The 26,025-nt window shown below is 62.1% G+C and carries 25 protein-coding genes; 2 read left to right on the top strand and 23 right to left on the bottom strand.

Annotated elements, in window-relative coordinates; genetic code table 11:
* Positions 1 to 153: 153 nt before the first annotated feature.
* The 14 genes from hpaD to AL755_RS14115 all read right to left on the bottom strand — a co-directional run bounded on the left by hpaD (position 154) and on the right by AL755_RS14115 (position 14,344).
* Positions 154 to 1,227, bottom strand: coding sequence for a 3,4-dihydroxyphenylacetate 2,3-dioxygenase (gene hpaD / locus AL755_RS14175; RefSeq protein WP_054011564.1), 1,074 nt, complete (start codon positions 1,225 to 1,227; stop codon positions 154 to 156).
* A 27-nt stretch (positions 1,228 to 1,254) separates the two neighbouring features.
* Positions 1,255 to 2,760 carry a 5-carboxymethyl-2-hydroxymuconate semialdehyde dehydrogenase gene (gene hpaE, locus AL755_RS14170; protein WP_107503861.1) on the bottom strand — a complete coding sequence of 502 codons (1,506 nt, stop codon included), beginning with the start codon at positions 2,758 to 2,760 and terminating at the stop codon, positions 1,255 to 1,257.
* A gap of 49 nt (positions 2,761 to 2,809) precedes the next feature.
* On the bottom strand, positions 2,810 to 3,526 hold the full coding sequence (locus AL755_RS14165; protein WP_054013072.1) for a GntR family transcriptional regulator: 717 nt from the start codon (positions 3,524 to 3,526) through the stop codon (positions 2,810 to 2,812).
* Positions 3,523 to 4,995: a fumarylacetoacetate hydrolase family protein gene (locus AL755_RS14160; protein ID WP_054011563.1), complete on the bottom strand. Its 1,473-nt coding sequence runs from the start codon at positions 4,993 to 4,995 to the stop codon at positions 3,523 to 3,525. The genes AL755_RS14165 and AL755_RS14160 overlap by 4 nt, the downstream gene beginning before the upstream one ends.
* Before the next feature lie 144 nt (positions 4,996 to 5,139).
* On the bottom strand, positions 5,140 to 5,727 hold the full coding sequence (locus AL755_RS14155) for a TetR/AcrR family transcriptional regulator (RefSeq protein ID WP_082369318.1): 588 nt from the start codon (positions 5,725 to 5,727) through the stop codon (positions 5,140 to 5,142).
* A 169-nt stretch (positions 5,728 to 5,896) separates the two neighbouring features.
* Positions 5,897 to 7,990 (bottom strand): choline BCCT transporter BetT, encoded by a 2,094-nt coding sequence (betT, locus tag AL755_RS14150; RefSeq protein ID WP_054013070.1) that lies wholly within the window; start codon positions 7,988 to 7,990, stop codon positions 5,897 to 5,899.
* Positions 7,991 to 8,255: 265 nt separating this feature from the next.
* On the bottom strand, positions 8,256 to 8,636 hold the full coding sequence (locus AL755_RS14145; protein WP_054011554.1) for a cupin domain-containing protein: 381 nt from the start codon (positions 8,634 to 8,636) through the stop codon (positions 8,256 to 8,258).
* Positions 8,637 to 8,743: 107 nt separating this feature from the next.
* The gene (locus AL755_RS14140) at positions 8,744 to 9,106 is read right to left on the bottom strand and encodes a cupin domain-containing protein (protein ID WP_202813514.1); all 363 of its coding nucleotides are present in this window, start codon (positions 9,104 to 9,106) and stop codon (positions 8,744 to 8,746) included.
* A 50-nt stretch (positions 9,107 to 9,156) separates the two neighbouring features.
* Positions 9,157 to 9,582 (bottom strand): cupin domain-containing protein, encoded by a 426-nt coding sequence (locus tag AL755_RS14135; RefSeq protein WP_237762487.1) that lies wholly within the window; start codon positions 9,580 to 9,582, stop codon positions 9,157 to 9,159.
* Positions 9,583 to 9,938: 356 nt separating this feature from the next.
* Positions 9,939 to 11,387 carry a purine-cytosine permease family protein gene (locus AL755_RS14130; protein ID WP_160318915.1) on the bottom strand — a complete coding sequence of 483 codons (1,449 nt, stop codon included), beginning with the start codon at positions 11,385 to 11,387 and terminating at the stop codon, positions 9,939 to 9,941.
* Complete coding sequence (locus AL755_RS23525) at positions 11,384 to 11,548, bottom strand: hypothetical protein (protein ID WP_160318914.1); 165 nt, start codon at positions 11,546 to 11,548, stop codon at positions 11,384 to 11,386. Before AL755_RS23525 ends, AL755_RS14130 begins: the two co-directional genes overlap by 4 nt.
* A gap of 400 nt (positions 11,549 to 11,948) precedes the next feature.
* A complete protein-coding gene (locus AL755_RS14125; RefSeq protein ID WP_054011560.1) occupies positions 11,949 to 13,373 on the bottom strand; it encodes an NAD(P)-binding domain-containing protein in 1,425 nt (474 codons plus the stop codon).
* 133 nt (positions 13,374 to 13,506) lie between these two features.
* Positions 13,507 to 13,887 (bottom strand): cupin domain-containing protein, encoded by a 381-nt coding sequence (locus AL755_RS14120; protein WP_054011554.1) that lies wholly within the window; start codon positions 13,885 to 13,887, stop codon positions 13,507 to 13,509.
* Positions 13,888 to 13,927: 40 nt separating this feature from the next.
* Entirely contained in the window at positions 13,928 to 14,344 is a 417-nt protein-coding gene (locus AL755_RS14115) for a cupin domain-containing protein (protein ID WP_237762486.1), read from the bottom strand.
* Positions 14,345 to 14,836: 492 nt separating this feature from the next.
* On the opposite strand from AL755_RS14115, the gene AL755_RS23520 reads away from it, so the two are divergent.
* Together AL755_RS23520 and AL755_RS14110 are read left to right on the top strand one after the other, a co-directional pair.
* The gene (locus tag AL755_RS23520) at positions 14,837 to 15,004 is read left to right on the top strand and encodes a hypothetical protein (RefSeq protein ID WP_160318913.1); all 168 of its coding nucleotides are present in this window, start codon (positions 14,837 to 14,839) and stop codon (positions 15,002 to 15,004) included.
* Between the two features lie 10 nt (positions 15,005 to 15,014).
* Entirely contained in the window at positions 15,015 to 16,508 is a 1,494-nt protein-coding gene (locus AL755_RS14110; RefSeq protein ID WP_082369316.1) for a glyceraldehyde-3-phosphate dehydrogenase, read from the top strand.
* A gap of 233 nt (positions 16,509 to 16,741) precedes the next feature.
* Here the strand turns inward: AL755_RS14110 and AL755_RS14105 are convergent, their stop codons facing one another.
* The 9 genes from AL755_RS14105 to AL755_RS14065 all read right to left on the bottom strand — a co-directional run bounded on the left by AL755_RS14105 (position 16,742) and on the right by AL755_RS14065 (position 25,965).
* Positions 16,742 to 18,682, bottom strand: coding sequence for a primary-amine oxidase (locus AL755_RS14105; protein ID WP_054011558.1), 1,941 nt, complete (start codon positions 18,680 to 18,682; stop codon positions 16,742 to 16,744).
* A gap of 79 nt (positions 18,683 to 18,761) precedes the next feature.
* Positions 18,762 to 19,763, bottom strand: coding sequence for a heme-dependent oxidative N-demethylase family protein (locus tag AL755_RS14100; protein WP_237762485.1), 1,002 nt, complete (start codon positions 19,761 to 19,763; stop codon positions 18,762 to 18,764).
* Positions 19,760 to 20,737 (bottom strand): PDR/VanB family oxidoreductase, encoded by a 978-nt coding sequence (locus AL755_RS24305; RefSeq protein WP_054011557.1) that lies wholly within the window; start codon positions 20,735 to 20,737, stop codon positions 19,760 to 19,762. Before AL755_RS24305 ends, AL755_RS14100 begins: the two co-directional genes overlap by 4 nt.
* Positions 20,734 to 21,219 (bottom strand): dimethylamine monooxygenase subunit DmmA family protein, encoded by a 486-nt coding sequence (locus AL755_RS14090; protein WP_054011556.1) that lies wholly within the window; start codon positions 21,217 to 21,219, stop codon positions 20,734 to 20,736. Before AL755_RS14090 ends, AL755_RS24305 begins: the two co-directional genes overlap by 4 nt.
* Before the next feature lie 8 nt (positions 21,220 to 21,227).
* Complete coding sequence (locus AL755_RS14085) at positions 21,228 to 21,608, bottom strand: cupin domain-containing protein (protein WP_054011554.1); 381 nt, start codon at positions 21,606 to 21,608, stop codon at positions 21,228 to 21,230.
* 498 nt (positions 21,609 to 22,106) lie between these two features.
* On the bottom strand, positions 22,107 to 23,555 hold the full coding sequence (locus AL755_RS14080) for an APC family permease (protein ID WP_054011555.1): 1,449 nt from the start codon (positions 23,553 to 23,555) through the stop codon (positions 22,107 to 22,109).
* Between the two features lie 69 nt (positions 23,556 to 23,624).
* Positions 23,625 to 24,005: a cupin domain-containing protein gene (locus AL755_RS14075; protein ID WP_054011554.1), complete on the bottom strand. Its 381-nt coding sequence runs from the start codon at positions 24,003 to 24,005 to the stop codon at positions 23,625 to 23,627.
* Positions 24,006 to 24,499: 494 nt separating this feature from the next.
* A complete protein-coding gene (locus AL755_RS14070) occupies positions 24,500 to 25,207 on the bottom strand; it encodes a cache domain-containing protein (RefSeq protein ID WP_054011553.1) in 708 nt (235 codons plus the stop codon).
* The gene (locus AL755_RS14065) at positions 25,204 to 25,965 is read right to left on the bottom strand and encodes a FadR/GntR family transcriptional regulator (RefSeq protein ID WP_054011552.1); all 762 of its coding nucleotides are present in this window, start codon (positions 25,963 to 25,965) and stop codon (positions 25,204 to 25,206) included. The genes AL755_RS14070 and AL755_RS14065 overlap by 4 nt, the downstream gene beginning before the upstream one ends.
* Positions 25,966 to 26,025 lie beyond the last annotated feature (60 nt).

Genomic DNA, 26,025 nt, shown 5'->3' with positions numbered 1-26,025 from the left:
TACTTAGTTTCGAATGCCAAGAGCCGGCGCTGCAACCGCCGGGAGCCGGTGGGGCATTTTGCCCGCGGGAGTGGCTTCGGGCACCCGCGAAGCGGGCGGCGGGTAAATGCCCCACCGGCGACGGCGGTCTGCGCGCCGGCGAAGGCATTCGCACTAGAGCTGGTTGCCCATTTTGAAGCCGCGCTCCTCGCCCGGTTCGCGGGTGTAGGAGAAGCCGTCGGCGCCCACGGTGACGGCCATTTCGGAGGCATCGGTGCGTTTGATGACGGGCTGGGGGTTGCCGTCCAGGTCCAGGACGAGGGAGGCCTCGGAGTACCAGGACGGGACTACGGGGTTCCCCCACCAGTCGCGGCGCTGGTTGTCGTGGACGTCCCAGGTGACGGTCGGGTTGTCCGGGTCGCCGGTGTAGTAGTCCTGCGTGTAGATTTCCACGCGGTGGTCGTCCGGGTCAAGGATGTACAGGTAGAAGGCGTTGGAGACGCCGTGCCGGCCGGGGCCGCGTTCGATCCGGTCCGAGATGCGCAGGGCGCCCATCTTGTCGCAGATCTGGATGATGTTGTGCTTCTCGTGCGTGGCGAAGGCAACGTGGTGCATGCGGGGGCCGTCGCCGCCGGTCAGGGCGGTGTCGTGGACGGTCTGCTTGCGGTGCATCCAGGCGGCGTAGGTGACGCCGTCGGAGTCCTTGATGTCCTCGGAGACCCGGAAGCCCAGGTCTTCGAGGTACTTGCGTCCCTTGGGGACGTCCGGGGTGACCTGGTTGAAGTGGTCCAGGCGGACCAGTTCGCCGGCCGTGTAGAGGTCGTAGCGCTGGGTGAGCCGCTCCACGTGGGTGGTTTCGTAGAAGAACTCGTAGGGGAAGCCCAGCGGGTCCTCCACCCGGACGGCGTCGCCGATGCCCTTGACGAAACCGTCCTTGCGGCGCTCGGTGCGGCAGCCCAGTTCCTTGTAGTACGCCTCGGCGGCGTCCACCTCGGCGGGGGACTTGACCCGGAACGCGGCGACGGCGACGGCGGCAACCGGGCCCTGGCGCAGCACCAGGTTGTGGTGGATGAACTCCTCCAGGGAGCGCAGGTAGATGGTGTTTTCGTCTTCCTCGGTCACATGCAGGCCCAGCACGCCCACATAGAATTCGCGGGACTTGGCCAGATCGGTGACCACCAGCTCCATGTAGGCGCAGCGCACGATGTCCGGGGCGGGCACGGAGGGGGTGGGGATGAAGTCGGTCATGGGGGTACTCCTCTTTGAGTGGGGTGGTCAGTTGGCGGCGGAGGCGCCGAATTTGGGGGTGTGGACCGTGCCCAGGGTGATGTGCACTGCCTGCTGGTCCGTGTAGAAGTCGATCGAGCGGAAGCCGCCCTCGTGGCCCAGGCCCGAGGCCTTGACGCCGCCGAACGGGGTACGCAGGTCCCGGACGTTGTGGGAATTGAGCCAGACCATGCCGGCCTCCACGTTCTGGGAGAAGTTGTGGGCGCGGGTCAGGTTTTGCGTCCAGATGTAGGCGGCCAGGCCGTACTTGACGCCGTTCGCCAAAGCCAGCGCCTCGTCGTCGTTCTCAAACGGGGTAATTGCCACGACCGGGCCGAAGATCTCCTCCTGGAAGATGCGCGCCTCGGGGGCGACGTCGGCAAAGACGGTGGGGGAGACGTAGTTGCCGGTGTCCAGGCCCTCGGGGCGCCCGCCGCCGGCCAGCAGCCGGCCCTCGGACTTGCCGATCTCCACGTAGCTCATGACCTTGGCGTAGTGCTCCGGGTGGACCAGCGCGCCCACCTCGGTCTTGGGGTCATGGGGGTCGCCCACCACGATGTTCCGGGCCCGGGCGGCGTACTTCTCGCAGAATTCATCGTAGATGCTGCGCTCCACCAGGATCCGGGATCCGGCCGTGCAGCGCTCGCCGTTGAGCGAGAAGACGCCGAACAGGGCGGAGTCGATCGCGGCGTCGAGGTCGGCGTCGGCAAAGACCACGCAGGGGCTCTTGCCGCCCAGCTCCATGGACAGGCCCTTGAGGTTGGTGGCGGCGTTGCGGAAGATGGTCTGGCCCGTGGTGGTTTCGCCGGTGAAGGAGATCAACGGCACGTCCGGGTGCTTGACCAGGGCGTCGCCGGCGTCCTCGCCCAGGCCGTTGACCAGGTTGAACACGCCGTGCGGCAGGCCGGCCTCCTCAAAGATGGTGGCCCACAGCGAGGCGGAGAGGGGGGTGAACTCGGCCGGCTTGAGCACCACGGTGCAGCCAGAGGCCAGGGCGGGGGCCAGCTTCCAGGATTCCAGCATGAACGGCGTGTTCCAGGGGGTGATGAGCCCTGCAACGCCGATCGGCTTGCGGTTGACGTAGTTGATCTGGGATCCGGGGACCTTCATGGCGTCGTCGAACTGGGCCACGATCAAGTCCGCGAAGAAGCGGAAGTTCTCCGCGGCACGCAGCGCCTGGCCGCGGGCCTGGGTGATGGGCAGGCCGGAATCGAAGGTTTCCAACTCGGCGAGCCGGGCCTCCTGGGCCTCGACGGCGTCGGCGATCTTGTTCAACACCCGGGCGCGTTCGCGGGGCTTCATCCGCGGCCAGGGACCGTCCTTGAACGCCTTGGTCGCGGCGGCCACGGCCAAATCAATGTCGGCCTTTTGTCCGGCGGCAGCGGTGGCGTAGTTGCTGTTGGATACCGGGTCCAGCACGTCGAAGGTTTCGCCGCCGACGGAGTCGACAAACGCACCGTCGATGTAGTGCCGGATGTGGGTGGGAAGGTTTTCGGGGAGGTAGTGCTCAGCCATGGGTGGGTTCCTTTGCATCATTGGTGAGGAAGTGTGGAGGGAGCGACGTTTAGTAGGTCCGGGCCAGGGTGGCGGCCCGGTCGGGGGAGCTGTGTGCCAGATAGGCGTCAAGGGTGGCGGTGCGGTGGGCGCGGGCGGCATGTTCAATAGCGTCAGCCGAAGCGCCGCTTTCCAGCAGCGCCAGCAACGCCTCATGTTCGGTGACGGATTCGCGGGCCCGGCCGGGGACGTAGCTGAAGGTGGAGTTGCGCAGCGCCTGGAGCCGGTTCCACCCGCGGTGCACCAGGTCCAGGATGTGCGGATTGGGGCAGTTTTCAAACAGGACGCTGTGGAAATCCAGGTTCAGCGCCGTGAAGCGCACGGGGTCAAAATGCTCCAGGCAGTCACGCATCTGGGCGTTGACGGCCCGGGCCCGGGCGATGTCCGCCGGTGTGATCAGGGGGGCGGACAGCGCGGTGGCGGCGCCCTCCACGATGGCCAGGGTCTGCATCGTGTAGAGGTACTCGGTGGGCTCGATGCCGGCCACGGTGGCGCCGACGTTGCGCTCAAACGTCACGAAGCTTTCGGCCTCGAGCCGGCGGATCGCCTCGCGGACCGGCACCACGCTGAAACCGAGGTCCTCGGCCAGCTTGGCCAGGACCAGCCGGTAGCCGGGGGAGTACTCGCCGCCAAGGATCTTGTTCTTGATGGCCGAGTACGCGCGCTCAGACTTGCTGCCTGCGGCCTCATCGCCGCCTGCCGGGGTGCCGCCTGCCGCGGCGTTCACGGCCGGGCCGCCGGGTTCGGGTGGCTTGCGGCCCACTCGGCGAATTTCGCCCTCCAGGCCGCGTTCATCGGGTACAGGCCCTCCACGCCGTGGCCCCGGCTGACCATTTCGGCGATGAACGTCTCCTCGTGCTCCTGCGCGATCGCGGCGTCGGCCACTTCCTCCGCCAACGACGGCGGGATCACCAGCAGTCCGTCCGCGTCGCCGACAATGATGTCGCCGGGCTGGACGGTGGCGCCGCCGCAGGAGATGGTCAGGTCGGTGTCCCACGGGATGTGCCGGCGGCCCAGCACGGCGGGGTGGGCGCCGGTGAAGAAGGTGGGCATGTCGAGGGCGGCCACGGCCGCCACGTCGCGGACACCGCCGTCGGTGACGATGGCCGCGGCGCCGTTGATCTGTGCGCGCAGCGCCAGGATGTCGCCCACCGTGCCGGTGCCGGCCTCGCCGCGGGCCTCCATGACCAGCACGTCGCCGTCGTTGAGGGTATCGATGATGCGCTTTTGGGCGTTGTAGCCGCCGCCGTGCGTCTTGAACAGGTCCTCGCGGTTGGGCACGTAGCGCAGGGTCCGGGCGGTGCCGGCAATCCGTACTTCGGGGCGGGTGGATTTCAGCCCGTCGATGCTGACGTTGTTCAAGCCGCGCTGGCGCAGCTGCGCGCTGAGGGTGGCCGTGCCGACGCTTGTCAGCTTGCGCTTGAGCTCGGCGCCCAGGCCCTTCGGCGCCAGGCCGGCGGCCTCGGCGGAGCCCCAGGCGTCCTCGCGGTCGGCATCGGTGGTCTTTGGTCCGTTGCCGTAGTCGGCGAATGCGGCGGTGCCCTGCACGACGGCGGTGCGCAGCCGGCCCGTGCCCAACCCGGCGTCAAGGGAGTCGACCTCCACCTCGACGACGTCGCCCGGGACGGCCACCGAGGAGCCCGCCGGGGTGCCGGTGAGGATGACGTCGCCCGGCTCAAGGGTCATCAGCTGGGAGAGGTCGGCGATGATCTGGCTGAACGGGAAGAGCAGCCCGGCCGTGGTGTCCTCCTGGACCAGCTCGCCGTTGACCCAGGTCCGCACCCGCAGCGTCGCCGGGTCCAGGCCGGCCGCGGGGATGAGTCCGGGACCGAACGGGGTGAAGCCGTCGCCGGATTTGGAGCGGACGTTGGAGCCTTTGTCGGCGTACTTGAGGTCGTAGACGCCGAAGTCGTTGGCAGCCGTCACCTGCCCCACATGGGTCCAGGCATTTTCAGGGCTGACCCGGCGGGCCGCCGTGCCGATGACCAGCGCGACCTCGCCCTCATAGGCCAGCAGTTCGCAGCCGGCCGGGCGCTCAATGTCGGATCCGCCCAGGCTCAACGACGACGACGCCTTCAGGAAGTAGGACGGCTTGGCCGGCGTCCGCCCGCGCTGGTCGGCCCGCGACCGGTACGCCACGTGGACGGCGATGACCTTGCCGGCCTGCTTGACGGTTGCTGCGGTGACTTGTTCCACGGATCACTCCTGGGGTGGGGACTGGCATGGTGACGCTTCGCATCATCAAGTACGAAATCGTATATGATCTAGCATGCGTTGTAATCCATGTCACGTCAAGCCCGTGGTGAAGGTTTTTTTGTGGCCCCGTGCCCTGTTGGAGCCCTAGACGCCGGCCTTGAGCAGGAGGGCGTCAATCATCATGAAGAAATGGTCGCGGTGATCGGACGCTTCGGGGGCGGTCATGCATTGAATGGCCGCACCGTCGAAGATCATCAGGAATGACCTAACGAGGGTATTGAAGCTTATGAGGCATTCCTCGCCCTTGTTTTTTGCCGCGGTGGAGAAGATATTCCCCAGGTTTACTTCATAGGCTGGGTAAATCTTTCCGGCCAATGGGCTGACGGCGGCATTGCGTGTTGCCCACAGAATAAGTTCGATTTCGGAAAGAATGCTCGCCGGTTCTTCCTCCAGGGCGCGCCAGTACCCTTCGGCCACTTGTTCCACCGCCATGCGGAGTCCCAAATCCACCGCCACGTCATCGGAAAAACGGCTCAGGTTCTTGAACCAGGCCTCCGCGGCCGCGTCCATGAGCTCTTCCTTATTGCCAAAGCAATAATGCGCCGTGGCCAAGGGGGCATTCGCCTCCTTGGCTATTGCCCGAATGGTTACCGACTGAACGCCCTCGCGACGCATGAGCTCAACTGTCGCCGCAATCAATTGTTCTTTTCGATCTTCAGCGGAAATCCGCATTGCTCACTCTCCAGTCTCCCCGGTTGGGCTCGGCAGGGACACTGCCATACAGCAAGACTATTGTGTCAGTCATAAAAAGCACGTTTCGTGGGCGCGTGGACGGCCATCCTGACCCGGCAGGCCTGGTCCGGCCTGCCGGGTGGGCGGATCCTTTATGCAGGAGTGCGGCCTATCGCTCGTCGTCCTTTCCGGCTTCCACCGGCGGGGTGAGTACGGACGCATAGTCGTGCTCGCTCGAGTAACTGAGGAAGCCAAGGTGGGACTCGTAGCGGGCCAGGACGTCGTCGATCATTTGCTGGTGCGTTGCATCCATCAGGTCGTAACCCTCCGAGCCGGTCTGCGAGAAGACTTCCGCGCGATAGTAGAGACCTGATTCGTGGGACGTGCGCCCGCCGAATCTCGGCACGGGAGCTTCCACGGCCTGGACCTGGTAGAGGAAGTCCCGATGGTCCGCAATGGCGACCGACAGCCCGTAGCTGGAAATGCCCGTGTGTTCGTTCGGGGCAATATCCAGGGCGGCCCGGTAGCCCTGCTTGGTGAACTCCCCGAGGACGTCTTCGAGTGCCGGCTGAACCGTGTTTTCCATGAACTCGGTGATCTGGGCCTTCGACGGGAAGGAGCGCATCCCGGCCAGCCGGTGGTGCCAGGTGCGTTCGGGTGCCATGCCGCCGTGCGCCGGCCTCGCCTGCCGAAGCAGCGCCCGGCCCTCGCGGTGGGCCCGCTCCATCCGCAGCGCCTTCGCGAAGGAGGCCATCACCAGCCAGGCGATGATCGTCACCGGCAGGGCAAAGATCAGTGTGGCGTGCTCCATGGTGGTTACCCCACCGGCCACCAGCATTGCGATGGTGAGCAGCGCGGTCAGCACGGCCCAGAAGATGCGCAGCCACTTGGCCCCGTCCTGCGAAGGATCCTTGATGGTGGAGGAGAAGTTGGACATCATCATGGCGCCGGAGTTTGCACTCGTTAGATAGAACAACATGCCCGACAACGTGCCCAGGCCAATCAGGAGGGGTGCCCCGGGGAACATCTGGAGCAGCGCGTACCACCCTTTTTCCGGGCTGTTCATGGCCAGTTCGGCAAACTTCGTGTTGCCGGCCAGGACCTCGTGGATTGCGCTGTTGCCGAAGATGCTCACCATCAAAAAGTCGCACAGGACGGGGGCGGTGATCGCGGCGATGACGAACTCGCGCAGCGTCCGGCCGCGCGAGATCCGGGCCAGGAACAAGCCCACGAACGGGCCCCAGGCAAGCCAGAAGGCCCAGAAGAACAGCGTCCAGCCGGCCATCCATTGCGATCCGCCCGGATCGTAGGCGAACGTCTGCAGCGTGCGGCCGGGCAAGGTGACGGCAAACTGGCCGATGTTCTCAATCAAGGCATTGAGCAGGAACGATGTCTGGCCGGTCACCAGGATGTACAGCAGCAAGGCGGCGGCTACCCAGATGTTCAGCTCCGCGACCCAGCGGATCCCCTTGTCAACGCCGGACGTGCATGCCGCAATGGTCAGTACGACGGCGACAATCACCAGGGCGATCTGCAGGGCAAGGCCCTGCTCCAGTCCAAAGATGATGGAGAAACCGACATCCAGCAGGACCACGCCAATCCCCATGGCCGTGGCCACGCCGAAAACGGTGCCCACCAGGGTGACGACGTCGATTGCGTCGCCGAGGCCGCCCTTGACCCGCTTGCCGAGCAACGGGTACAGGACTGCCCGGATCGACAGCGGCGTGCCCCATCGGTAGGCGAAGTAGCCCATGGCCATGCCAAGGAGCGCGTACATGGCCCAGCCGGCCACCCCGTAGTGGAACATTGTCCACACCACGGCGTCTTGGGCTGCTGCCGCCGTCTGGCCCTTCCCCTCCGGCGGCCTCATGTACTGGGTGATGGGGCCGGTGACGGAGTAGAACAGCATGTCGATTCCCACGCCGGAGGCAAACAGCATGGCCACCCAGGTGAAGAGTTTGTATTGCGGGCGGGAATGGTCCGGACCCATCCGGACCGAGCCCTCCTTCGACAGTGCCACCCACAGCACAAAGACGATCACGACGGTGACGGTGAGGACGTAGAACCAGCCAACGTTCTGTGCCACCCAGGCCGTCACCGTTTCCATGGTGCCCTCTGCATTGCCGGGCACCAGTATCGCCCAGAGGGAGAAGGCGATGATGATGGCTGAGGCGATGAGGAAGACACGCCAGTTGACCCTGGGTCCGGTGTATCCCAGGGGTTTGGCGGGTTTCTGCTCAGAATCCTTGTCGATGCTGGTGATGCTCACGGGTCCAACTCCAATTCCTCGTTGAATTGCTCATTGAATTCTTCGTTGTTGCTGCTTGAACCAAGGTGCGGCAGGGTGGTGCCCACGGCATTTTCCCGGCCGGTCATGGGGGAGGTCCCGGCACTTCAAAGGTGCTCCTTGAAGTACCGGGACCTCCAACTTCCGGGTCCGGAGCCAATCCGCAAGCTCCGCTCCCGGCGCTTCCGCCGCCCCTTTCGCCAGTGACGGCGCGGATGCGGAGGATGGATGCTATTGCACTTTAGGGTGCGAAGGTGCGGTCGCCGGTGAAGAAGCCGAGGCCGTAGTCGGGGGTTTCGAATTTGACGGTGGTGCCTTTGGGGAAGAAGAGGACGTCGCGTTCTTTGGCGTGGGTGGTTTCGCCGGTGGTTTGGTCGGTGAGGATGAAGTGGCCTTTGATGACGACTTTCATTTCGTCGTAGGTGTAGGTGTAGACGACGGGTTCGGAGGCTTTGAGTTCGAAGAAGCCGGCGCTCATGACGGTGCCTTCGGGGTTGTGGAGGGAGTCGCCGATGGCGGCTTCGCTGCCGGGGAGGTTCATTGAGGGTAGTCCGAGGTAGCCGTTTTCGACTTTGTGGATGGCGCCGGCTTTGGTGAGGGTGCCTACGAGGGTGGTTTCCATGGTGTTCTCCTGTTAATGGTTGTGGTGAGTGAGAAGAGGGTTATTTGCCTGGCCGGGGATGCGCATGGTTGGCTGCGTATTGCTGGCAGGCGGGGTTTTTGAGGTGCTTAGAAGATTACGTAGAGTTTGCGCAGCGTCTCGTGGATCTCCCAGTTGCCGCTCCAGCCGCGGGGGATGAAGAGGGTGTCACCGGGGCCGACCAACTTGGGTTCCTCGCCGTCCGCCGTGACGGTCATTGATCCGGAGAGAACATGTACGAACTCGTTGGTTTCAAGGACCCAGCGGGAAGGTCCCGCGGTGCATTCCCAGATGCCGGAGTCGGTACCGTTCTGGTCCTTCCAGAGGTAGCGGCCGCGAGTGTCCATCTGAGCTCCGGTCGCTTCGGGGCAGGGGCCCCAATCGTCCAGCTCCGAAATGTTCGCTGCGTCGCGGATAAGTTGGGCGGAGATGGTGGCTGTATTTCCAGTCACTGTTTTTCCTTTCGTTTTCGCCATCAGTTATTTCTGCCGAGTGCGGGTCTTTAGCCTTCTTGTTCCTTGTTGAGGGTTTCGTAGCGGAAGGAGTGGGATTCGAGTCCTTCGGGGTTGGGTCCGTAGATGGTGACCATGCGGGCGTAGACGGGGGCCCAGTAGCGGCCGGTTTGTCCGGGGTTGACGCGTGCGCTGTCGCCGGGGCCGAGGATGACGGTTTTGCCTTCGCTGTGGATGTGGAGTTCACCGGCGAGGACGAAGTTGGTTTCGGTGTGGGGGTGGAAGTCTTCCCAGGCGCAGGCTTCGAGTTCCCATTCGGAGAGGATGAAGTCGTCCCAGGCGCCGATGGGTTTGGCGTTGATGAAGCGGCAGCGCAGGCTTTGCCATTTGTCTTCCATGGGGCTCAGCGGCGTTGCCGGCCAGAAGTCGATGGCTTCCCTGGTGGCCAGGGTGGGCTGAGGGGTGGTTGTGGACATTGTCTTTAACCGTTTCTCTAAAGGGGGGTTCTGCTCGGGGAGCAAGCCTTGGGGGAGTGTGTGAGGCGTCATGGACGAGATGTGGATGTCATCTTCGTGAATGGTCCGCGGTAGCGTGATGTGGATCACTTTGCTGACAAAAGAATGACACGAACAATTGTTCAAGTCAACTGTTCGTGTCATCTTTGTTGAAAACTCGTCACAACCTCAGTGCGTAAGGGACTGGGCTGTTTTGCGGGCAGTGCCCACCACGGCACGGGGGAAGGATGGCCGGTGTGGCGCGGCCATCCTTCCCCGTGACGGGTGCCGTTCAAGAAGCCGCAGGGGTCTTCGTGCCCGGGAACCGCTCGCTGCGCTCAGCCCTTGGTCAGCGCATCCCGGGTATCGCGCGGCAGGCTGCGCGGCCCAAATACCTTGGGTTGAAACTGGGCAAGGAGCAGGTAGACGACGCCCGTGGACAGCGTTGCCGGCAGCGAAGCGGTCGTGAAGGCAAACAGCGGAGAGGAGGCAAAGGTGATCGGGTCGAGGATCAGCAGGTAGACCACGACGCCGAGGGCCATGCTGGCAAAGCCGGCCACATTGATGCCCTTCCAATACCAGTACGCGGTCCCCGGACCGTCCATGTACAGGCCGTCCAGGTCCAGGCGTTGCTTCCTGATGATGAAGTAGTCAACGATTTGCAGCCCACACAGCGGACCGAAGACCACGCCCGATAGCGTGAGGAACGCCCCGAAGTTGTCATAGAAGGGCTCCGCCAGGAAAACGATCAGGACCGCAGCAGTCAGTACCGCCGCCGTCGTGGCCCCCCGCCAGCTAAGCCGGGCGTCGATGGAGGGCTGCTGCTTGAGGGAGAGCGCCGCCGTGTACGTGCCAACCATCGTCGTGCCAATGTTCGCGACGATGATGAACGCGAAGGCCGGCAGAGCCACCCAGACGCCGCCGATCTTCAGCAGCCCGGGGAGCGGGTTTCCGCCGGAATCGGGGAAGGCCAGCCCGGTGTACAGGCCAATGAGACAGATCACCGAGAGCGAGAGGCCGAGCCCCAGCGTTACCGGCCGCACGGACTTCTTCGTACTCTTGGCGAACCGCGTCATGCCACCGATAAACGGCCACCAGGACAGGGCCGTGGCAAGCATGAGCTCCACCGCCGTCGTGTAATCCAAAAGCTTGTTGCCGCTGGCGGCGCTCGGCTTGGCGTCGAGGAGGGCGCCCAGGCCGACCTTGGAAACGATCACGACGATGACCATGACCCCCAGCACAAGCACCGAACACGCAACGATCACGCCGATCCGGCGAAGGATGCCGGGACCGCGGCTGATCAAGCCCCAAACCACCGCAAGGCAGGCCAGGCTGCTCAAGGTTTCGGCAATTGCCCCGTTGCCCTCGCTGACCACGCCAAGGGAGACCAGCAGCAAGGCGGCGGACTTGCCACTGAAGATCATCAGGGTCGTGCCCCACCCGACGGTGAAGAGAAAGGTGAGGGCCACTGCGAAGAGGGAACCCCGGGTGCCAAAAACCGGCCGGGTTGAGCGCACGGCCTCCAGCCCATACCGCGTCGCCATCGGCACCGTGGCCAGGTACACCAGGAACATTCCCGCCATCATGGACGCGATCATCACGATCGAGCCCTGCATGGCCGGCAGATAGAAGGACACATATCCGCCGATGATGAAACACCATGTGGCCACGGCGGTCTGGGAGGAACTGAAGAACAAGGCCCTGGAGCTCCAGTTCCGCTCACGCCCCAGCAGGGGAAGCGATCCTTCGGTTCCCGATGTCGAGACTTCGTCCTTGGTCTGGCTCACAGGAACCACCCGATTATCAGGGCGATAACGGGAAACGCGACGGTGATGGCAAGCAGGGTTCCCATGTCGGCGAACCTGTAGGGGGTTTCCAGTGTGCCGGATTGCCATTCGGCCAGCCTGGTGGCGAGGTCTTCTCTGTATTGCTCTTGGATTGTGCTCACGGTGTGCCCACTTTCAATGCGTTGGAGTAGTGCTGAACCTCGGCGGTTCCGAGAAGTGCGTTGAATTCCCAACAAATATCGCCCGGGGGCTAACTCCGCCGCGGTGTCCGGGAGAAAATCCCGGCGATACTGGTGGGCCTCTGCGTGTCTTCTGTCATTGGCAATGGGTCACCACTGCGTGGTTGCGGGGTGAGAAGAGCCCGGTAAAAGAAGATCGTCACGCCGGAATCTGCGGGAGCCGGAGGGTGCGTACCCTTCCGGCTCCCGCATCTGGCAGGCCACGAAACGCGGCCGCAGGATTATCAGAATGCCGGCGATGATTTTCAAAGACGCCGATGACCATCACCGATCCAGGCTTACTGGATGGGGAAATGTTCCCGGTTGGGGGCGTCTCGTTTTCCTAACTGGATTCGTGCTGGTGTTGCCTTGAGCTAGCTGGCGCCCACGGCGACGGAACACGCGTGTCGGCGTCCAGGTCTTGCGAGGGGCCGTTCAAGTAGCGCTCCATGGAGTCATCCATGGCGTTGAGCCAGCGGGTGTGGTGTTTGGTCGCCATGGTGCCGGTGACCACCGAGCGATGGACCATGTCGCGGTACCCCAGGATGTCCCTTTCCTTGTGGCCCATCCAGTCCTTGAACAGCTGGGAGACGGCGTCCAGGTCAAAGGGCGGGTAGTCCGTGGCGTCAATGAGCTCCCGCAGGTAGTCCGACTGGAAATCGGCCTCCGCGTTGTGGTCCGGCAGTGCGGCGAGGCGGTCCAGCCACACCTGGATGTCGGCTTCTCGCGCCGCCAGCGACGGCAGCGAAATGACGCCGGTCATGACGTCGCGGGCGAACCAGGCCTGGGCGTCAAACATGTTGAAGGTGTAGTACTGGTCCTGCGCGCCAAGGTAGAACAGGTTGGTGTTTTGCTGCCACACCACGCCCTTGTAGAGGTTCGCCGGATACAGCACGTTGGGGGATTTGAGCGAGAGTTCGCTCGGCAGGAACGGGTACTTGTGCTGGTAACCCGTGCAAAGCACGACGACGTCGAACTCGCCCTGGGTGCCGTCGCTAAAGTGCGCGGTGCGGCCCTGGAAGTCGGTGACGAGCGGACGCTCCTGCGTGTTCTCCGGCCATTTGTAACCCATCGGGGCCGTGCGGTAGCTAAAGGTGATGGATGCGGCGCCCATCTTGTGGGCCTGCATGCCAATGTCCTCCGCGGAGTAGCTGCTGCCGATCATGAGCAGGTGCTTGCCGTCAAAGCGCTCGGCGCCGCGGAAATCGTGGGCGTGCAGGACCTCGCCCGGGAAGGTCTTGATGCCCTTGAACTCGGGGACCGACGGGACGGAGAAGTGGCCGGTGGAGACAACGAGCTTGTCGAAAATGTGGGTCTTCGTGGTGCCAGTCTTGAGGTCCTCGACCGTCAGCGTGAACTCCGCCGTGTCCTCGTCGTAGCTGACATGGCGGGCAACGGTGTTGAACTGGACGTACTTGCGGACATCGGACTTTTCCACACGCCCCTTGATGTAGTCGAAGAGGACCTCGCGGGAGGGGAAGGAGGAAATGGGGCGGCCGAAGTGCTCGTCAAAGGAGTAGTCCGAGAACTCCAGGCATTCCTTTGGGCCGTTGGACCACAGGTGGCGGTACATGCTGGTGTGGACGGGCTCGCCGTGTGCGTCCAGGCCCATTCGCCAGCTGCTGTTCCATTGGCCACCCCAGTCGTCCTGCTTTTCAAAACACAGGATCTCGGGGATGGCGGCGCCCTTTTGACGTGCCGATTCGAACGCCCGCAGTTGTGCCATGCCGCTGGGGCCTGCACCAATGATTCCGACTCGTAGTGTCATTACTTTCTCCTTTTCTAGTGGATCTTCTTCTTGGGTCACAGATTGCGAAGCTGGGAGTCGCCGTCAATGCCAGGGCAGCGACCAGGCGTGGGACGGCAGCAGTCCTCTTTGACGCCGGGGTGCATGGTGGGTCTTAGGGTGCGAAGGTGCGGTCGCCGGTGAAGAAGCCGAGGCCGTAGTCGGGGGTTTCGAATTTGACGGTGGTGCCTTTGGGGAAGAAGAGGACGTCGCGTTCTTTGGCGTGGGTGGTTTCGCCGGTGGTTTGGTCGGTGAGGATGAAGTGGCCTTTGATGACGACTTTCATTTCGTCGTAGGTGTAGGTGTAGACGACGGGTTCGGAGGCTTTGAGTTCGAAGAAGCCGGCGCTCATGACGGTGCCTTCGGGGTTGTGGAGGGAGTCGCCGATGGCGGCTTCGCTGCCGGGGAGGTTCATTGAGGGTAGTCCGAGGTAGCCGTTTTCGACTTTGTGGATGGCGCCGGCTTTGGTGAGGGTGCCTACGAGGGTGGTTTCCATGGTGTTCTCCTGTTAATGGTTGTGGTGAGTGAGTAGGGAGTTACTTGGTGTTGAGGGTTTCGTAGCGGAAGGAGTGGGATTCGAGTCCTTCGGGGTTGGGTCCGTAGATGGTGACCATGCGGGCGTAGACGGGGGCCCAGTAGCGGCCGGTTTGTCCGGGGTTGACGCGTGCGCTGTCGCCGGGGCCGAGGATGACGGTTTTGCCTTCGCTGTGGATGTGGAGTTCACCGGCGAGGACGAAGTTGGTTTCGGTGTGGGGGTGGAAGTCTTCCCAGGCGCAGGCTTCGAGTTCCCATTCGGAGAGGATGAAGTCGTCCCAGGCGCCGATGGGTTTGGCGTTGATGAAGCGGCAGCGCAGGCTTTGCCATTTGTCTTCCATGGGGCTCAGCGGCGTTGCCGGCCAGAAGTCGATGGCTTCCCTGGTGGCCAGGGTGGGCTGAGGGGTGGTTGTGGACATTGTCTTTAACCGTTTCTCTAAAGGGGGGTTCTGCTCGGGGAGCAAGCCTTGGGGAGTGTGCGTGAGGCGTCATGGACGAGATGTGGATGTCATCTTCGTGAATGGTCCGCGGTAGCGTGATGTGGATCACTTTGCTGTCCAAACATTGACATGAACTGATGTTCAAGTCAACCGTTCGCTTTAAGTTTTTTGGATTAATATTCCAAAAACCCCGGCGCCGCTCCTGACTTGTTTTGCCCCCCTCTGCGAAATGGGCCCGGCCTCGGGTTTGGCGCGACAGTAAACGCGGGATGTCTTGGCCGGCACCCAAAGACGTCGATGTCGGTCTGGAAGCCCCATGGAGGCTGCATTGCCACTCATTTGCTCAGTCTATTTGCGGGCGGTCCGCACACATCCCCATGCAAAAGGGTAGTTAAGACTAGTCAAAGTGGTGTTTCCCCTACCCAAAAATGACAGGAGGATGGACTGAAGGCCACATCTCAAGGAGGAGAAGTGAATCTAGACGTCCTGGCCGAGCCCGTCTCGGAAAAAACCACGAAAGCCCCGCCCACATCGCCGTGGGCCGCCGGCACAGTCTTCCCGGCCGAACGGCGGGAGCACGCGGACCCTGAAAGGTCCCTGCTCCACCTTCGGTCCGCCCAGTACAGATTGCAGAAATAGAGGTATTCCGATGCTACAAACCACAGATTCCTGCCTTGACACCTGGATGAGCCGGGAAGCCCTTGCCGAGTCCATGATTCCGGTAATCGGCCGGCTGTACCGCGAAAACAACGTGGTGACCAGCATTCATGGCCGAAGTTTGATCAACAATTCCACCATGAACATCCTCAAGGCGCACCGCTTCGCACGCCGGATCAACAAGGTCGAATTGCTCCCGGAGGAGACTGCCCCACTGTTGGACACTTTGGCGCAGCTTCAGCTTGGCCCGGCCGCAATCGACATCGCGCGCCTGAACCAGAAGTTCAAGGACGAGGGAACCGGTGTCACCCTGGAGGAGTTCCTTCGTTCCGAGCTCGCCGAGATCGTCGACAAACACGGCACCGGCCACGGTACCGGCACCGACGTCGTGCTTTATGGCTTCGGCCGGATCGGGCGGTTGCTGGCCCGGCTCCTTGTCGAAAAGGCGGGTGGCGGTGATGGCTTGCGCCTGCGGGCCATTGTGGTTCGTCGCGGGTCCGGCAACGACCTGACCAAGCGTGCCAGTTTGCTGCGGCGCGACTCGGTCCATGGACCCTTCGAGGGCACCATCCGGGTTGACGAGGACGCCAATACCATCACGGCCAACGGGGTCCGGGTGCAGGTCATCTATTCGGACAGCCCCGCGACCATCGACTACACGGAGTATGGCATCAACAACGCCCTGGTGGTGGATAACACCGGCCGATGGCGTGATGCCGAAGGTCTCTCCCAGCACCTGCAGAGCAAGGGTGTTGCGCGGGTATTGCTGACTGCGCCCGGCAAGGGTGAACTGAAGAACGTCGTCCATGGCATCAACCACGACACCATTGTGGATACGGACCGGATCGTGTCAGCGGCATCGTGCACCACGAATGCCATCACACCGGTCCTGAAGGCCATCAACGACAGGTTCGGTGTGGTCCACGGCCATGTGGAGACCGTTCACTCCTATACCAATGACCAGAACCTGATCGACAATTTCCACGCGGGTGACCGCCGCGGCCGTTCCGCCGCGCTTAATATGGTGATCACCGAGACTGGTGCCGCCACAGCCGTGGCCAAGGCGCTGCCCGAGATGCTCGGCAAACTCACGGGCAGTTCCATCAGGGTCCCCACCCCGAACGTTTCCCTGGCCATTTTGAACCTGAGCCTGGAGAACGGAACCACCAAGGAGGAAGTGAACAGCCACCTTCGTGAGATGTCGCTGCACTCGAACTTGCGCAGGCAGATCGACTTCGTTGACTCGCCCGAGGTGGTTTCCACGGACTTCGTCGGCTCGCGCCGTACGGGCATCGTGGACGGCCTCGCAACGGTTTCCACGGACAAGAACCTGATTCTCTACGTCTGGTACGACAACGAGTTCGGCTACAGCGCCCAGGTGGTCCGCGTCATGGAGCAGATGGCCGGCGTGAAACGGCCGTCCTTCCCGGCGACGGACGTCGTTCAAGAGGCCATCTCGGTCCTTGCCGCCCTGCGAACACCATAAGCTGAACCGCCGCCCGTGCCTTGGCCCGCTGACTGCAGGGGGCCAAGGCACAGTCGTGTGATGGGTGAAGGGCCCATGGCTCTAGGGATGGCAATCACCAGACGCGCCCGCAAGGCGTTGGCCCCAGACAGCTAATGGCTGGCGACATCTGTCGCCAGCCATTAGCTGTGCCCCGATTGAAGAGCTGTATTCTTGTATCCCCAGGAACGCCTTTACGGTTCAGCTGCGAGGTGTTAGTTCTCGTTGCAGCAGGTGCTTTCATTGCTTGTTGTGGCGGCCTGGGTGAGGTCGGGCAGGTTCAGTGCGGGGTTTTGGTCGAAGAAGCCGTGGGGTTCGAGCATGAAGCCGATGTTCTGGCGGGGCATGACGGGCCAGTCTTCGAGGCGTACGACGTGGTGCATGCCGAAGGTGTACCAGACCACGAGGTCTTCATCGACGATGTTCCGGTCGTTTTTGGTCCATTCGGGCAGGCCGTCGCCGCCGGTGGACTGGTTCGGGTATTCCCCGGCCGGGAAGCGTTCGTCCCGGTTGTAGGGGGTGACCCAGAGGTTGTTGCGGGCGAACTGGGCGCGCTGGCTCACGTGGGAGCGTTCGTCCGCGGCGAGGGTGATCGCGTTGGTTGGGATCAACCGGTACGCGACGGGCTCGTTGACGAGGTTCTTGCTCTCGTGGTTGACGACCTTCCAGAAGCGGTGCTTGGCGACGTCGGCCTTACGGATCGCGGCTTGTTCGGTTTCCAGGAGCCGGTCCACGGCCCGGAACGCCGTCAACGTCGGGTTGTCTTCCGGGATTTCGGTATCGACTTCGTAGACGGAGTTCCGCAGCCCGTCCAGTTCAAAGTCCATCCGCACGTTGAAGAGGTGCTGGTGGATGGGGGCGTAGAGACCGTCGTTGTTCAACGCCTGACCATACGGGGTTCGCTGGTCCGGGTGCTGGGCGGCGGTGGAAAGGATACCGGTGGCCTTGACGAGGAACTCGATGCTGCCATCAAGGAACAGGTGCCAGTAGAACGCGTACTCGTAATTCGCGACCGTGGCGATGAAGGAGATGACGAGTTTACGGTTGCGTCGAACCTCGGCGGTGCCCTCCCGGAAATCGAAATGCTTCCACAAGATGCTGTCGTCTTCTTCGTGCATGCAGATCGCGTTCTTGATCGTCATCGGGTTGCCGTGGCTATCGGTGGTGATCCCGTCGAAGTACTGGATCTCACCCAGGCAATCACAACCAAGCTTGAGGGAATTGGCCATGTTACCGATGTTGTACTCACCGGAATCAAAGGCGTTCTTCTTCGCCTGCACCGGGGCCGGGTCACCATAGGGGACCACCATCTCCGCCAGCGAGGCACGGTTGATCACGGGACGTTCGGTGTCCTTGTTCCGGAACCGCAACTGATGGAGCACCAGGCCCTCACGCGGGGTGAACCCGACCCGGAAGGACCAATCAGCCCAGGTCACATGGTTGCCGGTCACGGTGAAGGAGGCACCCTCGGGCTGGGTGATCGAGAGCGGCTTCAGATCCGTCCGGGCCGGGCCCACATACTTGGGCAAGTAATTACCGGAGGCCGCCGGGATCGGGATGACCTCGTTGTCCTCGATCCGGGCCACCGTGCCCGAACTCAGATCATAAATGACCACCAAGTTCTCGATCGGGTGCGCGTACGGGCTATCGTCGGGATCCTGCCGGACGAACACCAGGGCCCGCATCAGCCGCCGGCCCTGGGCATCCTCACCGAACCAACCCACCGACCACGGCTCGAAACACACCAAATCCAAATCCGTCAAACCACGTGCGTTCAACGCCTCGACCACGCGCGGGTCCTTCTTACAGTTCTCCTCACACTCGGCAAACTCATCCAGCATGAAGGGCGGCTGAATGCCGGCCGCCAACTGCGTCCACCGGGTCACGAGCCCCGCATCAAGATTCACGATCGCCTCATACGCACGCCCGTCCGCCCGATCAATAAGGACCGCGTCCGCCTCACGCTCAGTCACCGTCCCGTTCCGCAAATCCTCCTTCGACGGCTCACGCATCTCAACACTGATATAACGGAACGTCTCCGCCCCCGCCGGACCATCCTTCAAAATCGACACAGCCCGGGAAATCTCCGCACGCGACAACTGATCAAGAGGATGCGAAACGCCTAAAACGGTTTGAACTTCGGTGTTGGCAGTCATAATTTTCTCCTTGTTTCGATAATTCAGATGAGGTTCGGTACAGCATGGCAACTCAAAGGCACAACAAGCCGGCTCGGAATCAGCCGTTCAGAAGCCAGGACGATGCGGCTTTGCGGTAGCGGCTGATTCCCTTGTATTCGGCCATGTCTTCGGGAAGTTCGGCCAACACGTGGCCCAGGCGTTCGCGCCAGAGGGGTACTTTTGCGATGTCGGTGAGGGGCAGAAGGTAGCTCCTGATCAGGAACAACACCGCCCCGGAGTGTGGGAGGCAGATCAGGTGCTGAATTTCCACTCGCAAGTGGAGCCTATTCGGCAGCTCGGGGTCCGCAGCTATGGTTCCACGGTCGGGAGCCCAGATCGGGTAGGTTTCGGTGGAGGTGTCCAGGCGGCGGTCCACGGTCATGGTCCAGTTGGTTCTGCGGTATTGTTCCCCGGGTTGCAACCGCAGGAGGAACTGATGTGCCCGATTGATGACGGGTTCGTCATTGACCCGGGGGACCGGGGCATGGACTTCCATGAATTTCATGCCCACGTCGAATCCAAAGGACCAGTCGGCCGCGAAGGTGACCAGACCGGCGTCGAGCCACAGCGTATCCTCGCGGGGGTCAAGGAAAACGATGTCGTCCTGGATTTGGCTGCCCAGGAACTGCAATGGCCCCATGGGAAGCGAATCGTCGTCGCCGACCGTGAATTCCAACTCTAGGTTCTGCAGGGCATTCGCCCAGCGGCAGGCATTTCCGTCACGCTGGTAGGACATCGTGTCCGGGTTTTCTTCGGCCATGGCGGGCAGCAAAGTGGTGATGGCATCCCAGACGGCGGGGCGCATGTGGGGGAGGACCTGGGTGCGAGTGGGATCCTTCTCCAGCACCTCGTTGCGGTCCCGGAGGTCTTGAAGATAGAACTCGTCGACGTCGATAAGGAACGATCCCCAGGAACCGGCCTCCGTCTCCACTAGTTTCCGAGCGGGCTCGACATTGGCGCTGTAACGGTAGCTGTCACCGGAAAAGGGGAACGGAAAGTGCCTGATCCGTTCCGGAAGGACCCCGGATTCGAGTTCATTGTCGATGATGGTGGTAGTCACAGGTCCAACTCCAATTCTTCGTCGAGGCTGCGGGAAACGCAGCACATCATGGTGGTGTTCTCAGCCTTTTCCTGGTCGGTCAGGTAAAGGTCCCTGTGCTGGGGCGTCCCTCGAAGTACCGAGAGGGAGCATTCCCCGCAAATGCCCTTGCGGCACATGTTGGGGATGCTTTTCCCCGCATTCTCCAGTGCCTCCAGCAACGAAACACCGGCCGGAACTTCCAATCTGGTGCCACTGCGGGTCAGGTTCACCGCGAACGGTTCGCCGTCGTCCAGTTCGGCTGCGCCAAAGGCCTCCGAGTGCAGCCGGGCCGCCGGCCACCCATGCTCGCGTGCCTGGTCCAAAACGTCGTCCATGAAGGCCGCCGGCCCGCAGACGTAAAGGTGGGTCCCGAGCGGCTGGTGCGTGAGGCTTTCAGCCAATACCTTCTGGAAGCTGGCCCGATCACTGCATTCGGTCAGGCCATCCCCCAACAATTCCCTGGCCTCCTCGACATGGGCCCCGGCGCCGGGCCGGTGTACGTAGATAAGGTCCGTTGCCGTGCCCCACTCGACCGCCGAGCGGGCGTGCGAAAGCACAGGGGTGATGCCGATCCCTGCCGCAACAAGGAGCTGGTGCGTAGCATTCGCCACAGGGGCAAAAGCGCTGCGGGGACGCGAAACCTGGACAAGGTCGCCCACTGAGAGGCGATGCATGGCCTGCGAGCCGCCGGCCCCGTCCTCGACTTGCAGGACCGAGATGATGTACTCAAACGGCGTGCTGCCCGATCCGGTGAGCGAGTAGGCATTGACGCCCGCACCGTACTGGACCACCAGGTGACTACCCGGGACGTAGGCGGGAAGCAGCCCCCCGGCGAGATCGGCAAAGGTGATGCTGACAATGGAATCCGTCTGCCTGCTGATGTTTGTCACCTCGAGCAGTAGTCCTCCCTTGACTGCGGGGTGGGCCTGGTCCAGGAGCGGGGTGGTGGTCATGCTGCCTCCTCGGCGTGAGCTGAGAATCCCAGGTATGCGCCCATGCGGCGGGAGAAGTGGTTGCTGATGGCCAGGGTGGTGGTGCATCCTGGGCAGTCCAGTTCGGTGCCGGTGGCTTGGGTGGTCATGGTGGTGGTGCGGCAATGCGCGCAAAAAAGGACGAGGGGTCCGGTTTCTTCACCGAGGAGGGTGATTTCCTCTTCGACGAGTCCGCATTCCGTGGCGGTTGCGGCTGCTGCTTTGATGTCGGCTGGGGGGCCGGCGAGGACAAGACGGACTCCGACGTGTGCGCTTTTGAGGCTGCTGGCCAATTGCGTGAGGGTTGTCGGGGTTGCCGTAATGAAGTGTAGGTCGCGGCGGAGCTTGGCACTGGTTTCGTGGTGTGTGGCGGTGTTTGTGGTGCCGAAGGTTGCGTAGATGGTGCCGCGGTAGCCTGGTTCGCAGTGTGTGGGTTCTGCTGGGGTGCTGGGTGCGGGGTGCATGGTGGGTCTTAGGGTGCGAAGGTGCGGTCGCCGGTGAAGAAGCCGAGGCCGTAGTCGGGGGTTTCGAATTTGACGGTGGTGCCTTTGGGGAAGAAGAGGACGTCGCGTTCTTTGGCGTGGGTGGTTTCGCCGGTGGTTTGGTCGGTGAGGATGAAGTGGCCTTTGATGACGACTTTCATTTCGTCGTAGGTGTAGGTGTAGACGACGGGTTCGGAGGCTTTGAGTTCGAAGAAGCCGGCGCTCATGACGGTGCCTTCGGGGTTGTGGAGGGAGTCGCCGATGGCGGCTTCGCTGCCGGGGAGGTTCATTGAGGGTAGTCCGAGGTAGCCGTTTTCGACTTTGTGGATGGCGCCGGCTTTGGTGAGGGTGCCTACGAGGGTGGTTTCCATGGTGTTCTCCTGTTAATGGTGTGGTGACGGTACGGGTTACTTGCCTGGGCCAGGGATGTGCACTGACGGATGCGCATGAGTGGAAGGCGGTACTGAAGGTCAGTTTGAATCCCGACGGGAGATTCGGGAGGGACCGTCTGTAACCTCGATGTTTCTGGAGGACCAGTTGAGCTCAGCTCCGAGCCCTTTTGGTGTGATGCAGGTCACGAACGTTCGTCCCACATGCAAAGCTACGCCACCTAATTCATCTAGTCCAGTCTTTTTTATGATTATTAACTAGGGATATTTAAGTGCCCGCCCTCCATGGCGGTTGAAGGCGGGCTTGAGCCGGTCGGAGACAAGCTCGCGCCGGTTTTCCTCGGGCGCAAAGAAAGGTAGGCAGGCCGTTTGGCAACGGCCTGCCTACCCTTCTTTGAAGCCACGGTTCAAGGGACGTGCGCCTGGATCGTCGCCAACGGCGCTAATAGTCCCACGCCACTGGAGATGCCGACCAAACTGTCAGTCGACGCTAACCAGCGCCCTCTGTACCTTGTTCTTCGAGCGCTTCGCTTCATGTTGGGAATACAGCCAGATGGGTATGTAGAGGGCCAGGACGACGAAGCTGACCCAGGTTGATGCCCAGCCGACCTCCTGGCTGTTCAGGTAGATCACGCCGGCCAGGCACAGGGGCAGATTGAACAGGCCGAAGATCATGGCCACATGCTTCCATCCCCTGGGTGCCTTGAAGGGTCGTTCCAGATTGGCAAAGGCAGGGTCCTTCCTGGCCTTGACGTAGGCGAACAGGCTGATGCCGTTGGCGCAGGTGTAGCCAATCGCCGAGGCCCCAAGAATTGCCTCGGGAGTTCCCATCGAGATCAGGATCAGGTTAAAGGCGCCGATCACCACCATGGCAACAAACGGGGTCCCGTGGCGATTCAGCTTGCTGAGTGCCTGGGGAAGGTTGCCTTCCGTCGCCATGGAGTGCATGGCGCGGGAAGAACCCAGATAGGCCGTTTGGATGATCAGGATCATGGCGAAGATCAGCATGATGATGGTAATCATGGAACCGGCGCCACCAAAGACCGCATGGGCCACCGGAATGAGGGGAGATACGGACTCGGCCAGTACGCCCTTCACTCCAATGACGCCGATCACCGAGGATTGCACCAGCACGAACAGGACGAAGCAGATGATGCCACAGGCAAACAGCGCTTTTGGAACATCCTTGGACGGATTCTTGTACTCGGGGCCGTAGATGGCTGCCGTTTCCCAGGCGCAGGCACTCCATTGTGCAATCGCGAAGATGCCAAAGAGAATCAGGATATGGTGCAGATCCCAGGCCCAGTCGCTCGGCCACCAGCTGCCGGTGATATTGGACAGTTCCACGTGTCCGGTGGCAAAAGGTGCCACGGCCAGGATGATCAGCGGTATCAGTGATAGCGCCGCCAGGATGTAGCCCAGGAGGGCGCCATCCTTGAGGCCGAACCAGTTGACGGCAAACAATCCGGCGAAAATCACCACGCCCGACATCAGCGAGAGCTGATACGCCGTGAATATCTCGCCCAGCACCGGAAACAGCCCGTGCAGGTAACCGCCGACCAAAATGGAAAAGATCGCCATTACCGGGTTCCAGGCAAACCAGTAACTCCAGGCGCTAAAGCCGCCAATCAGCTTGCCCTTGTCATACTTCCCGTGGAAGTTTTCGGTTCGAAAGACGTGCTGCGCAAAACCCGGCAGCCCGGAGGCCTTCGGGAAGGTGGTGGCCATTTCCGCATACGCGGTGCTCTGCATGAAACCTTGAAAGACCGACAAACCCCAGATGAGAATTGCTGCGGCGGAGACCCACATCGGAAGATAGCCCAGGGACGGAAGGATGAGCAGGGGGACGCCCAGCGCAATGGCCAGGCCCTGTTTCCAGTCGATCGATCGTTCCAGGTGATCGACTCCGCCGGAACGGTTTTCACTCATGGCAAGCTCCCTTGGGTCTTTGGTGTGTGGGTTCTGCTGGGGTGCTGGGTGCGGGGTGCATGGTGGGTCTTAGGGTGCGAAGGTGCGGTCGCCGGTGAAGAAGCCGAGGCCGTAGTCGGGGGTTTCGAATTTGACGGTGGTGCCTTTGGGGAAGAAGAGGACGTCGCGTTCTTTGGCGTGGGTGGTTTCGCCGGTGGTTTGGTCGGTGAGGATGAAGTGGCCTTTGATGACGACTTTCATTTCGTCGTAGGTGTAGGTGTAGACGACGGGTTCGGAGGCTTTGAGTTCGAAGAAGCCGGCGCTCATGACGGTGCCTTCGGGGTTGTGGAGGGAGTCGCCGATGGCGGCTTCGCTGCCGGGGAGGTTCATTGAGGGTAGTCCGAGGTAGCCGTTTTCGACTTTGTGGATGGCGCCGGCTTTGGTGAGGGTGCCTACGAGGGTGGTTTCCATGGTGTTCTCCTGTTAATGGTGTGGTGACGGTACGGGTTACTTGCCTGGGCCAGGGATGTGCACTGACGGATGCGCATGAGTGGAAGGCGGTACTGAAGGTCAGTTTGAATCCCGACGGGAGATTCGGGAGGGACCGTCTGTAACCTCGATGTTTCTGGAGGACCAGTTGAGCTCAGCTCCGAGCCCTTTTGGTGTGATGCAGGTCACGAACGTTCGTCCCACATGCAAAGCTACGCCGCGTAATTCATCTAGTCCAGTCTTTTTTAGAAAATTTCACATCTCGCATCGATAATGTTTTGAGGGGTCACGAAGCGCCCGCGAGCCGGCCGCCTGAGCGGACTCACTGCCGTTGAGTGGCCTGCGCCACATAGAGCATAGGGCATCGCAGGGCCGGCGGAAGTGGACCGCATGAATGTGGCAATGAGTGACGGCGGCCATGCGCCGACGGTGCAGCTGATGTGACCCCGCGGGCCCCCTTGCCCGGGGGTGAAACGCTACACGGAGTGGAGAAGCGATAGCCCAAGGTGGGGGACATCCAGGGTCAATAGGCTCTGGTTTGGCGCTACGGATTTGATCCGCTGGCCGGCCAGGTATTTCCCGGAGTTGCCGAGAATGACCCGGTTGCTGGCGTTGACGAGGGCGGCGTCGCCCGGGATGACGCGCAGTTTTGGCATGATGAGTGGTTCCAGATCCTTGACCCGAATGTCGCATCCGGCCACCCCGGCAAACTTTCCATGGATGGAAAACGGCGCCGCGAAGGTGAGGATGTATTCCTCGAAGCCGAGATAGTCGACATATGGGCCCCAAAGGGTCTGTTTGCCCGTGGAAGCGGCGGTCGAGAAGAACGGAAGCTTTTCGTAGTCGTAATATCGATCGCTGCCCGGAGTTTGGTCAAAATCGAGCCTGCCGATCGTCCCGGATTCCTTGCGGGACCACCAATCCCAGGCCGGGCCGCCGGCCTCAACGGATTCCGCGGCGAAGAAGGTCCCTGCGCCAACGGCAAAAGCGTTCCGTGTCAGGAATTCTCTCGTCGATGCTTCCAGGCCGGCAAGCGCGGTCGTATCAGCCTTGGAATGGCCGGCGGGATTTCCTTCAAGCTGCGTGGAAACGTTTCTTGAAAGTGTCTCGACTTCTGTGCAAACCCGGCCAAACCACACGGTGAGGGCATCGGCGGCCTGTGCGACTTCGGTGGTTTGGTTCATTTGCCATCCTGAACTGATTGGGCGTACCCGAGAGTGAGTTTCGTGTCAATGAGGTGGAAGATGCTTCGCCTGATGTGCTCGAGCACCAAATTCTGCGCCTTATCGGGCTGGTCCTCGGCCACCGCCCGAACCAACTCCAAGTGTTCAGCGGTTGCCGTTTCGGGGTCAAATGCCATGGCTAGGGGGGTCCACAACTGCTGGACCGTTTCTTCCTGGAGACGTATTTCGGCGGCGGTCAGCCTTGGCGATTGCGCCGACACCGCCAATTCGATGTGGAATCGGCTGTCAGCAGGTGCGCGCACTTCCGGGCTTGCCGCGAGTACCAATGCCCGTGCAAGCTCCCGAAGCCGATCGATGTCGTGTGGTTCCGCACGTTCACATGCGAGCCGGACGGTCGCGGCCGATATGGCCGAATGTTCGTCCCCGATGTCGCGAATTTCGGAAATGGACGTTGAGAGAAACCAATCCCGGATGGCATCTGTCTGGGGTTGAGGCTGGTTGACGATGAAGGTTCCCCCGCTCCTGCCCCTGCGGGTCTCAACGACTCCCTGTTCGCGCAGCTCTCCCAACGCTTCACGAAGGGTCGCGCCGCCGACGCCGAACATCTCCGACAGCTCCGCTTCGGGGGGCAGGCGTTCGCCTATCTTGAGCAGCCCGAGGGCAATGGCTTTGGTAAGTCTGTCGACAATCGCATCGGCCCGCTCGATTTCGGGCAGGGTTCGGTAGATCTGTGACTGGAATTGGGTCGGCGAGGCCAAAAGTCTGCGCTCCGAAAATGGGAAACGGGTCGGGTCGGTTCTAAGCAGTGCGAGAAGTAC

Origin of the sequence: Arthrobacter sp. ERGS1:01, assembly GCF_001281315.1 — a bacterium.
GTDB lineage: Bacteria > Actinomycetota > Actinomycetes > Actinomycetales > Micrococcaceae > Specibacter.
The sequence above is the reverse complement of the archived record's forward strand: the minus strand, read 5'-3'. Positions and strand labels throughout refer to the sequence as shown.